Annotated in this window: 8 protein-coding genes; 6 read left to right on the top strand and 2 right to left on the bottom strand. The window is 39.1% G+C overall.

The features are described 5' to 3' along the window. Positions 1–42: 42 nt before the first annotated feature. From mfd to Q0874_RS16390, 3 genes are all read left to right on the top strand, one after another. On the top strand, positions 43–3,402 hold the full coding sequence (mfd, locus tag Q0874_RS16400) for a transcription-repair coupling factor (RefSeq protein ID WP_299164604.1): 3,360 nt from the start codon (positions 43–45) through the stop codon (positions 3,400–3,402). A gap of 269 nt (positions 3,403–3,671) precedes the next feature. Beyond that, positions 3,672–5,135, top strand: coding sequence for a Gfo/Idh/MocA family oxidoreductase (locus tag Q0874_RS16395; RefSeq protein WP_299164603.1), 1,464 nt, complete (start codon positions 3,672–3,674; stop codon positions 5,133–5,135). Between the two features lie 123 nt (positions 5,136–5,258). Then, positions 5,259–6,548, top strand: coding sequence for a serine hydrolase (locus Q0874_RS16390; protein ID WP_299164602.1), 1,290 nt, complete (start codon positions 5,259–5,261; stop codon positions 6,546–6,548). Positions 6,549–6,563: 15 nt separating this feature from the next. On the opposite strand, the gene Q0874_RS16385 is transcribed toward Q0874_RS16390, so the two are convergent. Both Q0874_RS16385 and Q0874_RS16380 read right to left on the bottom strand, forming a co-directional pair. Further along, a complete protein-coding gene (locus Q0874_RS16385) occupies positions 6,564–7,223 on the bottom strand; it encodes an aspartate kinase (RefSeq protein WP_299164601.1) in 660 nt (219 codons plus the stop codon). A gap of 51 nt (positions 7,224–7,274) precedes the next feature. Next, positions 7,275–7,634, bottom strand: a complete 360-nt coding sequence (locus Q0874_RS16380; protein ID WP_299164600.1) for a YraN family protein — start codon at positions 7,632–7,634, stop codon at positions 7,275–7,277. A 189-nt stretch (positions 7,635–7,823) separates the two neighbouring features. On the opposite strand from Q0874_RS16380, the gene Q0874_RS16375 reads away from it, so the two are divergent. The 3 genes from Q0874_RS16375 (at position 7,824) to metG (ending at position 13,279) form a co-directional block, all read left to right on the top strand. Then, a complete protein-coding gene (locus Q0874_RS16375) occupies positions 7,824–9,332 on the top strand; it encodes a DUF1800 domain-containing protein (protein WP_299164599.1) in 1,509 nt (502 codons plus the stop codon). A gap of 11 nt (positions 9,333–9,343) precedes the next feature. Then, positions 9,344–11,038 carry a DUF1501 domain-containing protein gene (locus Q0874_RS16370; RefSeq protein WP_299164598.1) on the top strand — a complete coding sequence of 565 codons (1,695 nt, stop codon included), beginning with the start codon at positions 9,344–9,346 and terminating at the stop codon, positions 11,036–11,038. A 141-nt stretch (positions 11,039–11,179) separates the two neighbouring features. Then, the gene (gene metG, locus Q0874_RS16365) at positions 11,180–13,279 is read left to right on the top strand and encodes a methionine--tRNA ligase (protein ID WP_299164597.1); all 2,100 of its coding nucleotides are present in this window, start codon (positions 11,180–11,182) and stop codon (positions 13,277–13,279) included. The last annotated feature ends 54 nt before the right edge of the window (positions 13,280–13,333 follow it).

The following is a 13,333-nucleotide window of genomic DNA, read 5'->3' as shown; positions in this document are numbered from 1 at the left end:
CTGCCATACATTCAGCAATTATATTTGCACAAAATTAAACGGTTGACCAAATCTTCATTGCAGCAACTGTATGCACAGTCTCCTCAACTCAGGAAACTGCAGGATGTTATTGTCCAAAACCAACCCAATATTACCTTAAATGGCCTTAGCGGATCCTCTTTTTCTTTTGTAATCTCTGCAATCTTCAATAAAATAGACCGGCCTTTTCTCCTCGTTTTAAATGATAAAGAAGAAGCTGCATATGTACTTAACGATCTGGAACAGCTCATAGGTGAAAGTGACGTGCTGTTCTATCCGGGAAGTTACAGGAGACCATACCAAATAGAAGAAACCGATAATGCTAATGTATTGCTTAGGGCAGAAGTTTTGAACCGGATAAATTCCCGAAAAAAACCTGCGGTTATCATTACCTACCCTGACGCCCTTTTTGAAAAAGTAGTTACCAGAAAAGAACTGAGCAAAAACACCTTGAAAATAAATAAGTCTGATGAACTTTCATTGGACTTTCTAAATGAAGTGCTTTTTGAGTATCATTTCAAACGGGTCGATTTTGTGACCGAGCCGGGTGAATTCTCCGTACGCGGTGGTATCCTGGATGTCTTTTCCTTCTCACATGATGAACCTTACAGAATAGAATTTTTTGGAGATGAAGTAGAGAGTATCCGGACTTTTGACGTAGAAACCCAATTATCTATAGACAAGGTTAACAGAATTAGAATAATTCCCAACGTAGAAAATAAACACCTCAATGAAAGCCGTGAAAGTTTTCTGAAATACATAAGTGCAGATACCGTCATATTCTTAAAAAATCCGGAATTAACTTATAACAGGGTTGATTTATTTTTTGAAAAAGCACAAAAGGCATTTGGAGAACTTAATTCTGAGCTAAAACAATCGAAACCTGAAGAATTATTTACCAATTCTGCCTTGCTTAAAAAGCAATTAACAGGTTTTGCATTCGCTACTTTAGGTGGTTTTGATAATATGCCAAATTCTGAGAGTATAGATTTTAATACGACACCTCAGCCTGCTTTCAACAAGAAATTTGATTTACTTATCACCAATCTCAATGAGAATAACCGCAAGGGTTATGAAAATTATATTTTCTGTTCCTCGGAAGTACAAACCAAAAGGTTACATGACATCTTTGATGAAGTAGATGAAAATGTGCATTATAAAACTAAAGTCCTTCCATTATATCAAGGCTTTATAGACCATGATCTTAAGATTGCATGTTACACAGACCATCAGATCTTTGAGCGCTATCACAAATTTCATTTGCGAAATGGTTATGCGAAAAAACAGGCTATTACTCTAAAAGACCTCAATAAATTGGAAATTGGGGATTATGTTACCCATATAGACCATGGGATAGGCAAATTTGGAGGGCTTCAAAAAATTGATGTGGAAGGCAAAAAACAGGAAGCCATTAAATTAATGTACGGCGAGCGCGACATACTCTACGTAAGTATTCATTCCTTACACAAGATCTCCAAATACAATGGAAAGGATGGAGCTGTCCCTAAAATTTACAAATTGGGATCTGCTGCCTGGAAAAAACTTAAACAAAAGACGAAGTCCAGAGTAAAAAAAATAGCCTTTGATCTTATAAAAGTCTATGCCAAAAGAAGACTGGACAAAGGATTTCAATACGCACCAGACAGCTATTTGCAACTAGAACTGGAAGCCTCATTTATTTATGAGGACACTCCCGATCAAGAAACTGCTACAGAAGATATCAAAAAAGACATGGAAAGTGAAAGGCCTATGGATAGGCTGGTTTGTGGTGATGTTGGATTTGGAAAAACCGAAGTCGCAATAAGGGCAGCATTCAAGGCGGCTGAAAATGGAAAACAAGTGGCGGTGCTGGTACCTACCACTATCCTTGCCTTTCAACACCACAGAACTTTCTCCAAACGATTGAAAGAAATGCCGGTTAAAGTAGATTATCTTAACCGTTTTAGAACGGCAAAAGAGAAGCGCATAATTCTTGATGAATTAAAATCAGGGAAAATAGATATCATTATTGGCACACATCAATTGGCCAGCAAAAATGTTCAGTTTAAAGACCTGGGATTACTTATTGTTGATGAAGAACAAAAATTCGGTGTTGCTGTAAAAGATAAATTAAAATCAATAAAAGAAAATGTAGACGTTCTTACATTAACCGCTACGCCTATTCCAAGAACGCTGCAATTTAGTTTAATGGCAGCGAGGGATTTATCTGTGATAAATACACCTCCACCAAACAGGTATCCCATTGAAAGTCATGTAACACAATTTAACGAAGAAATAATACGCGATGCTATATCCTATGAAATTCAAAGAGGGGGGCAAATATTTTTTATTCATAACAGGATAGAAAATATAAAAGAAGTTGCCGGAATGATACAGCGGTTGGTTCCTGATGCAAAAGTAGGTATAGGCCACGGGCAAATGGAAGGCAGGAAATTGGAAACTTTGATGCTCGCTTTTATGAATGGTGAATTCGATGTATTGGTCTCTACTACCATCGTGGAAAGTGGTTTGGATGTTACAAATGCAAATACCATCTTTATAAATAATGCAAATAACTTTGGATTAAGTGATCTGCATCAGATGAGGGGACGTGTTGGCAGAAGTAATAAGAAAGCTTTTTGTTATTTCATTACACCCCCATATGAGGTAATGACTCCCGATGCCAGAAAACGAATTCAGGCATTGGAAGAATATACAGCATTGGGAAGTGGTTTTAACATTGCAATGAAAGACCTTGAAATTCGCGGTGCAGGAGACCTGTTGGGAGGTGAACAAAGCGGATTTATAAACGAAATTGGCTTTGAAACCTATCAAAAAATATTGTCCGAAGCTATTGATGAATTAAAAGAGAACGAATTCAAGGATCTTTATGAGGAAACTGAAAGAAAGGAAAAAGTATTTGTCAAGGATACACAGTTAGATTCTGATTTTGAATTGCTATTCCCGGATGATTATATTAACAATACCACAGAAAGATTAAACCTTTATACCGAATTAAACACCCTTAAATCGGAAGAAGAACTTCAAAAATTCGAGTCTCAACTTATTGACAGATTTGGTGCATATCCAACACAGGTAGAGGATTTGCTAAACTCGGTACGAATCAAGTGGATTGCCACGGGTATTGGATTAGAAAAAGTGGTTATGAAAAAAGGGAAACTATTGGGTTACTTTATTTCAGATCAGCAGTCTGCCTTTTTCCAAAGTCCGGAATTTTCAAATGTCCTTTCCTATGCACAACAGCATAATGAAACCTGCAAGCTTAAAGAAAAACAAACCCGGAACGGGCTTAGACTATTATTAATATTTGATCATATTAAATCTGTGAATAAAGCGCTGGAAGTACTTCAACCATTATCGCAAAAACAGAAGATAGTTATTTAATGCAATTCCATTATTCGGTACGTAACTATAGGGTAATTTCCCCGAAGATGCTTCCCTAAAAACGCCTCACCCCTTTTTATTTTTTTGATTATGTTAATCAACTTACGTTAGATCAGCGGTATTCATTATCTTTATCTACATCATCTACTAAGTAAGTAAATATCAATCTATTTATGCTTATCAGTGCGGTTTAAATAACCAAACTCTAAGTGTAAGGAAAAAACTTTGTTATAATAAAATTTTGACCATATAACTTTTAATTAAGCATCATGAGTAAACCAAAAAAAGCTTATTCAACATCCCGAAGATCATTTATAAAAAAAGGAGCCATAGCTTCCTCAATTTTTATTGTACCCAGACATGTACTCGGTGGCATTGGATATACCGCGCCTAGTGATCAGTTAAATTTGGCCGCAATCGGTGCCGGTGGAAAAGGAAAAAGTGATATTCTGAACGCATCTGTTAATGGACGGGAAAGAGTGGTTGCACTTTGCGACGTAGATTTCTCGGGATCTGCTTCAGCTTCTGTTAAAAAATTTTCAAAAGCAAAATTATATGAGGATTTCAGGGTGATGCTGGATAAGGAAAAAGATATTGATGCTGTTACCATCTCCACACCAGATCATCTTCATGGCCCAGCCGCCGCATTTGCCATGGAAAGGGGCAAACATGTGTATGTCCAAAAACCATTGACCCATAATATCCGTGAAGCACGAATGCTCACCGAAATGGCAAGAAAAAATAAAATTGTAAGTCAAATGGGCAACCAGGGAGGATCCAACCCGCTTTTAGGAATGGTTCAAAAATGGGTAGATTCGGGGGTGCTGGGACAAATATCTAAGGTACAGGTTTGGACAAATCGTCCTGTCTGGCCACAAGGATATGCTATGCCGGAACCAGATGAAAATTTAAAGCCCAAAGATTTAAATTGGGACCTTTGGCTGGGACCAGCTGAATACAGACCCTACACTCCCAATTTACATCCTTTTAACTGGAGAGGATGGTGGGACTATGGAACGGGTGCACTTGGTGACGTGGGTTGCCATCTAATAGACATCCCTTTTAGGACCCTCGGACTTAAATATCCTACCGATGCAGAATGTAGTGCCGGAACTGTTTATACTCAAATGTGGAACGCTGATTATCACCCGGAAGGTTGCCCTCCATCCTCATTCATTACCCTGCACTTTGATGCCACAGAAAAAAGTAAATCGGCAATTGAAATGACCTGGAGCGACGGCGGGATAAGACCATCGCATCCGGAAATAATTCCTGCAGATAGTGATATTGGAGGGCCGGGAAGTTATAATGGTGTACTTATAATAGGAGAAAACGGTATAATCTCAACTAATATAAATGATAGTTCTCCATTAACTCCTAAACTATATCTAAATGATGGAACCACAGATTTTGGTCCCGAAACAGAAGAGAGTGAGGAGCCGGAATACGGCCATCAGCGCAAATGGACAGATGCTTGTAAAGCTGGTTTTAATAGTCCTGAGCATTTGGCCTTGACCTCGTCCTTTGATTATGCAGGCCCGATGACAGAGACTGTCTTAATGGGTAATCTTGCTATTCGCAGCTATATGTTAAGAAAAGAGAATAGTGAAGGAAAAATGGAATTTTTTGCGCGTAAAAAGTTATTATGGGATGGAGAAAATATGAAAATTACTAACCTTGAAGAGGCAAACCAATTTGTGGGAAGGACCTATAGACCAGGTTGGGAAATGTAGAAATGTTTCCTTTATACCCACTATAAATTTGCTGCTAAAAAGTTACTTATTGAATTTGAATTTAATAATGATAGAATCGAATTAGAATATAAATAACCCTTTGTAAACAAAAATGAATCAATAATGAATAAGTTAGCACGGTTTATTATAGTAGGTTTTTTGCTAATTAATGCTGCATGTAAAGAATCTAATAAGTCTCCTGAGGAATCTAAAAGTTCTTCGGTAATAATAGATAATTTGGCTATTAGTCGTATTGACTCTACTTTAAAAAGTTTTGTTGATTCCGGTAAAATAGCCGGGGTTTCTGCGCTCATCTATGAAAAAGACAAGGAAGTGTATTACAATGCCTTCGGCTATGCCGATCGCGAGGCGAAAAAACCCATGGCCCGCAATACTATTGTGCAGATATATTCCATGACCAAACCTATAACCGGCACGGTACTCATGACCTTGTATGAAGACGGTGCCTTTGAACTGGACGACCCTGTTTCCAAATACGCACCTGAATTTGCAAACATGAAAGTCTATGAGGGTGAAGATGCTTCGGGTAATCCGGTTCTGACAGATCCTAAACGTCCCATGACCATCCGCGACCTAACCCGCCATACGGCAGGATTTGGAAGGAATGCGGACATTCCCGGTTTGGGATTAATGATAAAGGAAGCAGATGCATTAAACAGAAACAATACCCTGGTAGAAATGGCCCAAAAAATGGGCGAAACACCGCTGTATTTTCATCCGGGTGAACAATGGGAATACGGGCCCTGTGTAGATGTTCAGGCTTTTATGGTTGAACGGATTTCAGGACAGCCATATGGTGAATATGTTAGGGAAAATGTTTTAGATCCACTTGGGATGAAAGAGACGCGTTATTATGTTCCCGAATATGACCGTGGTCGCTTTTCGGCTATGTATTTACAAAATGACGACGGAATACTCAACCAACTACCCGACGAAGAAGCAAAATCCGATTATTTTAATCATTGGCCTTTAACCCGGGGGGGATCCGGACTAACTTCAACACTTGACAATTATATGCGATTTGCTCGTATGATGGTGCATGAAGGGACATTGGATTCTGTAACGATCCTAAAACCGGAAACTGTAAAATTAATGTCTACAAATCATTTAGCGGACAGTATAGAAAAGCGGTCCTTTCTGCCAAGTAAAGGTCAAGTAGGTTTTGGTATTGATTTCGCAGTACGATTGCGTCCTCCTGTATCCAAGGAAGAAAACAATGGCGTAGTGGGCGAGTTTTTCTGGGATGGCGCTGCGAGTACCCTATTCTGGATAGATCCTGTAAATGAACTTACAGCCGTCTTATTTGTACAACTATTTCCTTATGACCAAATAGGCCTGCACAAAAGTTTCCGGGATGCTGTATATGGTCCTTTTAGGGCTTATCAGCACTAATTTAATAGCGCTATTTTACAAAGATTTTAAATCCTTTATTGTTTTAAAAGCAATGTCTACCTGATCATCATTTACAATGATTGTGAATTCATTAGTTGTAGAAATAACTTCGTAAAGGACAATCCCCTCCCACGCCAATCGCTGAAAAATGAAATAGTAAATCCCCGGAACTGAAACATTCTCTGCGGGGAGTTTTACAGTAATGGAAGCCAGGTTTTCCGCTTTCTGTGTACACTTTTCTTCCTTAAAAATCTCTTCTATGATACTGTCCAAACTATTGCTTACTACTATATTAAGCTCATTAACCCCTCTTGACGAGGTGTAAAAAACATCTTTGTTTTTATTCACCTCCTCCAGGAGTGCAGTTTGTTTTTCTAAAATGGTATCGGAAACCAGAAAGGTAAAATCTGTTAGTGATGAGCGTACTGTGATTTCCCCAATATTTTTAAGAACTTTTATTATTTTGTGAGTCGCTCTGAATTCAAGATCATCAGACAAACGTTTAAGCGCCATAACTATGGCCCCATTGCGGATATCTTTGCCCAATTCTTCCTGAATTTCCGGTTTGATAAGTCGCGAGAGCGAAGTAAGGTTAATAATTCCCTGGGCAAGAGCACTTTGTAAAAATGGTTTCTTTTTAATGTAATGTTCTACAACAGACGAGATTGTTTTCATATTTAAAGTATTGCGTCAAAAATAACATAATGTTATAAATAAAACAAATTTTTAAAAATGGTAGAAAGCGTCTTCCAGATGCTCTATGATATATCTGTTATTTTTTTTTAAGATCGTAATGATATCAAACCTTACCTCCCTCTCAAATTTATTGCTGTTTATATAATAATCGGCCGCTGTTACCAGTAAGCCTATTTTCTTTTTGCTTACCGTTTCCGCAATATTTTCAAAGTATGCAGATCTTCTCGACTTCACTTCAATTATGGCTATGGTATTACCCTTTTGGGCAATAATGTCAATTTCAGCTTTCAAATAGCGGTAATTACGACATTTAATATGGTATCCCTTTTTCACTAAATAAGCTGTGGCTAATTCTTCACCTTCCTTTCCAAATTCATTATGCGCACCCATAAATTCTTCATTTTCTTAAAAAATAAAGCAGTTGGTCGAAAACATTGGTAATTCATCCCCAATTTCAACAAGAAGATTGTAATTTCCTTGCAGAATAACGAATATACATGGATCACAATACTATCCATTAAGTTTAAGCGTTAAGAATTTGCCCCTAAACACATGAACGTTCTTAAAGCCTAAAAAACTATGGAATTCTTCGTTAATTGTAATACCTCTACATTAGCGCCGTACACAACACCCTTGGATAAATATAGGGCGGCGCATTTTTACAGAAGACTGGGTTTTAGCGCCTCAGTGCAGACTATAGACCAAGCAGTTGGCCAAACCGCCGGAAACTTGGTAAATAATCTGATCAATGAAGCGGTCAATATGGCCCCCACTCCAGCTCCTGCCTGGGCAGATTGGAACAACAGCAACTATCCGGCAGACGATGATCTGGCAGGACAAGTTAGACGTGCCCAAAGAGAGGAATGGAGGATTAGCTATACCAATGGCTTATTGAATAACAATCTTAGGGAGCGGCTAAGCTTTTTCTGGAGCAACCACTTTGTTACAGAACTGGATGTTTATGATTGTAATTCCTTCCTTTATTATTATGTAAATTGTCTTCAAAGGAATGCAATAGGCAATTTTAAAACCTTTGTAAGTGAAATTGGCCTAACCGGTGCCATGCTTTATTACCTTGATGGAGTATATAATAATGGTAATAATCCAAATGAAAATTATGCAAGGGAATTGTATGAGCTCTTCTCATTAGGTGAAGGAAATGGTTACACAGAACAGGATATTATTGAAACGGCAAAGGCCCTTACCGGCTATGTTGAAAGAGGCGAAATAGGCTGTGAACAGGTTCTTTTTGATCCTACCAAATTTGATGCCGGCCCTAAAACTATTCTGGGTCAGACTGGCAACTGGAATTATAATGATGTCATAAATATCCTTTTTCAGGAAAGGCCAAATGAAATAGCTGGTTTTATATGTCAAAAATTATACGAATATTTTGTTCATCCAGATTCCAGCGACGATGCAGGGAATGCGCAAACCATAATTTCAGGCATGGCAAGCACCTTTATCGCTAATAACTTTGAAATTGCACCGGTACTTGCGCAACTTTTCTCAAGTCAGCACTTTTTTGATGATGAGGCAATAGGAGTTATTATAAAGAGTCCTTTTGATATTTACCTTAGTCTAATTAATGAAACCAATTTTGCGTATGACAATGGAACATTACTTAATGTAATTGATACTAGCCGACTTTTAGGACAGGAACTTTTTGATCCAGTGGACGTTGCCGGATGGCAAAGAAACAGGACATGGATTAACACCAACTTTATGATCGGGCGATGGCTTTCCGCTGAGGTATTCCTGGAAATGTTTTACCAGAATAACCCGCAGCAATTCCGAACCCTTGCAATGGATGCGGTTGGTGGTGCTAACAGCAATACAAGTAATCCCGAAACTGTGGTGACAGCCATAGTAGATAAAATTACTCCAAAAGGATTGCTTACACCCCAGGATTTTGAAAATGCAATGTCTGTTTTCAAGATTGAAGATGTACCGGAAAACTATTATGGTTCGGATTATATTCCTGGTGGACTTGGATTATGGATGCTTTCCGTAAGCCCGGAAGTACCTTCACAAGTATTCTTATTGCTTATGCATTTATCCAGACAACCTGAGTTTCAACTAAAATAAAACCTACGACTATGTGTAATAATCATTTACCTATCAATATAAAAAACAACAACGGACACGACGAGGAACATAAGTATTGGAGTCGTCGATCCTTTTTACAGGCGTTGGGCATTGCCGGGTCTGGTTCTATGATGCTCGGCAGTAATATGCTGAGCGCATCTGCACCGTCCCCACTGACCGCGGCTATTGCCAATGCCGATACAGACAGTATTCTTATCCTAATACGCCTTTCGGGTGGTAATGACGGATTGAGTACCGTGATCCCTATTGAGCAATATGATACATACGCTAATGCAAGACCTAATATCTATATTCCGGAAAGTAAGATCCTTAAACTTACTGATGAGTTTGGAATCCCTACGTATATGAATTCCCTGGAACCCATGTGGGGTGCCGGGCAAGTGAAAGCGGTTCATGGTGTAGGCTATGAAAATCAAAGTTTATCTCACTTTACAGGGTCTGATATTTATGCGAATACCGATTTAACAACTACCGGTTTCGATGGACTGAATACAGGTTGGATGGGTCGTTATTTCGAAAATATTTACCCGGACTACCTGGTAAACCCCCCTGCAGCACCTGCAGCTATCCAAATTGGAAATTTTGGCAGTCTCGTATTCCAGGGTGAAGAAACCAACTATGCCTTTGTTACTTCAAATATCGATCAGTTGGAAGAAATTGCAGAATCCGGAGTTCAGTACAGCCTGGATGACAGTTTGTTCAATAACTGTATGTATGGAGATCAGCTTAAGTTCTTAAGAGGAGTAGCTAATACCACATATGAATACTCCGGACTTATCCATGAAGCTTATGAAAGAGGACAAAATCAGGTTCAATATCAGGACAATGGTTTTGCAAGGCAATTAGCGCTTTTGGCCAGGCTTATTAAGGGTAATTTAGGCACAAAAGTGTACATGATCTCAATGGGAGGTTTTGATACCCACGGAAATCAGCCTCTTGCTCATGAGCGATTGATGTCTAATTTATCTATCGCTATCAATAACTTTTATGAAGATATTGCATTCACTCAACAAGATGAAAAAGTATTGAGTATGACATTTTCCGAATTCGGAAGACGAATATTTGAAAACGGTTCAAACGGAACAGACCACGGTAAGGCTGCCCCAACCTTATTTTTCGGTTCCGGGCTTAATGGAAGTGCCTTTGTAGGGGAACACCCTTCTTTGGAAAGTCCAAATGGACGAGGAAATCTTGAATACACTATGGACTTTAGGGATCTGTATGCCACGGTCCTTGCAGAATGGTTATGTGTCCCTATACCTTTGGTAGAGCAGCACTTACTAAATCACCCCTATGCGCCGGTTGATCTTGGCTTTAATTGTAGTGGTGTGGAATTCCCCGATATTGTATATAGCGATGAACCGCCAACGCCTCCAATGCCTGAAGATCCGGTTGCAGAAGATCCAACTCCTGAATTATTGGAAGCCATTGTTCACAAGCCATTTTATCCCACAAAAAGTACACCGCATATCTATTTGGAAATGCCTTTTACTGCTCATGTTGATATTCAATTATATAATATCCTGGGACAAAATGTTGGAACTGTTTATAATCAGATCGTGTCGGAAGGTTCTACCGAAATCAACATAAGGGAAAATTTACCTTCGCATTTGTCTACAGGCAAATACATATATAGGATACAAGTTTCGGACAAAAAAATGTCTAAATCGATAATGGTAGCTTAGGTTACCCCTACTTTGCATAATTGCCCCCGGACACCGGAAATCCCTTCTAAAAGGATCTGGTGTTCCGTGGGTTTTCTTTTTCCCGGGTACTTGGTGTTTGGTCTGAAATAATAGTTATTTTTGTGCCTTAATCCATTTTTGATGTCGGAACACCTGCATAAACCTGCCAGATATACAATCACAGCAGCTTTGCCTTACACAAACGGCCCTATCCATATTGGGCACTTGGCCGGAGTCTACGTCCCTGCAGATATCTATGCAAGATACCTCAGGTTAAATGGCAATGATGTCGCTTTTGTTTGCGGAAGTGATGAACATGGCGTGGCCATACCCATGAAGGCTAAAAAAGAAGGAGTTACACCCCAAGAGATTATTGACAAATACCATGGCATTATAAAAAAATCATTTGTAGATTTTGGAATATCATTTGACAACTATTCACGTACCTCCGCCCAAATTCATCACGAAACGGCCAGCGATTTTTTTAAAACTTTATACGAACAAGGTGATTTCCTGGAGGAGATAACAGCTCAACTTTACGATGAGGAAGCCCAGCAATTTCTCGCAGACCGATTTGTCATTGGAACCTGCCCTAAATGCGGTTACGAAGAGGCTTATGGAGATCAGTGTGAAAACTGCGGTTCTTCACTTAATGCGACAGACCTTATAAATCCGAAATCGACAATTTCCGGTGCCGTACCAACCCTTAAAGAAACCAAACATTGGTTCCTGCCCTTAGACCAGTATGAAGATTTTTTAAAAGAATGGATCATAATTGGTCATAAAAACGATTGGAAACCTAACGTTTACGGGCAATGTAAATCATGGATAGATGATGGGTTAAAACCAAGAGCCGTAACGCGCGACCTGGACTGGGGAATTCCTGTTCCTGTTAAAGGTGGCGAAGGGAAAGTATTGTATGTTTGGTTTGATGCCCCTATAGGGTATATTTCATCTACCAAAGAATGGGCTGCCAGAACAGGAAAAGACTGGGAATTATACTGGAAGTCAAAAGACACCAAACTGGTCCATTTTATCGGAAAAGACAATATCGTTTTTCACTGTATTATTTTTCCCTGCATGCTTAAGGCGCATAAAGACTATATTTTACCTGAAAATGTTCCGGCCAATGAATTTTTGAACCTGGAGGGAAACAAATTATCTACTTCTAAGAACTGGGCGGTTTGGCTTCACGAGTATTTGGCAGAATTCCCTGATATGCAGGATGTTTTGCGCTATACGCTTACTGCAAATGCCCCGGAAACGAAGGATAATGATTTTACATGGAAAGATTTTCAGGCACGAAACAACAATGAATTGGTTGCCATTTTTGGTAATTTCATAAACAGGGTTGTAGTACTTACCAACAAATACTTTGATGGAGTTGTCCCCGGACCAAATAAATTTACACAAGTTGATAAAGATACCTTAGAGACTCTAAAATCATATCCCGGAATAATTTCAGACTCCATTGAACGCTACCGCTTTCGGGAGGCAAGTCAGGAATTAATGAATCTGGCACGTCTTGGCAATAAATATCTGGCGGATGAAGAGCCATGGAAAGTTATAAAGGAGGATAAAGAAAGAGTGCAGACCATTATGTTTGTAGCCCTTCAAATAGCTTCTGCCCTCGCCGTTCTGGGGGAACCTTTCTTGCCATTTACCTCAGCAAAATTGAAAAGAATTTTATCCATCATGGAAAACACCTCTGTCGGGAATTCTGATCTTGTTGAGCTCTCCTGGCCTGATGTTTCAAAAAAAGAAACCCTCCTGCCTAAGGGGCTCCAAATAGGTGAACCTGAATTACTGTTCCGAAAAGTAGAAGACGATGAAATACATGCACAACTAAGCAAACTGGAAGCCACAAAAAAAGTCAATGAATCTGAAAATAAAACTGTTATGCCGCAAAAAGAGACTATAAATTTTGAAGATTTTAGCAAAATGGACTTACGTGTGGGAACTATTTTAGAAGCAGAAAAAATGCCTAAAACAAAAAAGCTTATGGTACTTAAGGTAGATACTGGAATAGATACCCGGACAATCGTTTCCGGCATTGCCGAAAGTTTTAGTCCTGAGGAAATCATAGGAAGACAAGTAACCGTTTTGGTGAATCTTGCGCCCAGGGCACTCCGTGGAGTAGAAAGTGAAGGCATGATTTTAATGACTGAAAATAAAGAAGGGAAACTGATATTCCTTAACCCGAGCGAGGAAGGAGTTGCAAATGGGGAGCCCATAAATTAAGCCGATTCAATGATAGTCCGGTTGGGCGATACCCCTTGTTACTTCAATTCATAA

Source organism: uncultured Eudoraea sp. (assembly GCF_947490415.1).
GTDB lineage: Bacteria > Bacteroidota > Bacteroidia > Flavobacteriales > Flavobacteriaceae > Eudoraea.
This window is presented reverse-complemented; position numbering and strand designations above follow the sequence as displayed.

Coding starts and splice junctions, on each gene's coding strand:
- Q0874_RS16395 (WP_299164603.1), top strand. CDS start 3,672: ATGAGTAAACCAAAAAAAGCTTATTCAACATCCCGAAGATCATTTATA.
- Q0874_RS16390 (WP_299164602.1), top strand. CDS start 5,259: ATGAATAAGTTAGCACGGTTTATTATAGTAGGTTTTTTGCTAATTAAT.
- Q0874_RS16385 (WP_299164601.1), bottom strand. CDS start 7,223: ATGAAAACAATCTCGTCTGTTGTAGAACATTACATTAAAAAGAAACCA.
- Q0874_RS16380 (WP_299164600.1), bottom strand. CDS start 7,634: ATGGGTGCGCATAATGAATTTGGAAAGGAAGGTGAAGAATTAGCCACA.
- Q0874_RS16375 (WP_299164599.1), top strand. CDS start 7,824: ATGGAATTCTTCGTTAATTGTAATACCTCTACATTAGCGCCGTACACA.
- Q0874_RS16370 (WP_299164598.1), top strand. CDS start 9,344: ATGTGTAATAATCATTTACCTATCAATATAAAAAACAACAACGGACAC.
- metG (WP_299164597.1), top strand. CDS start 11,180: ATGTCGGAACACCTGCATAAACCTGCCAGATATACAATCACAGCAGCT.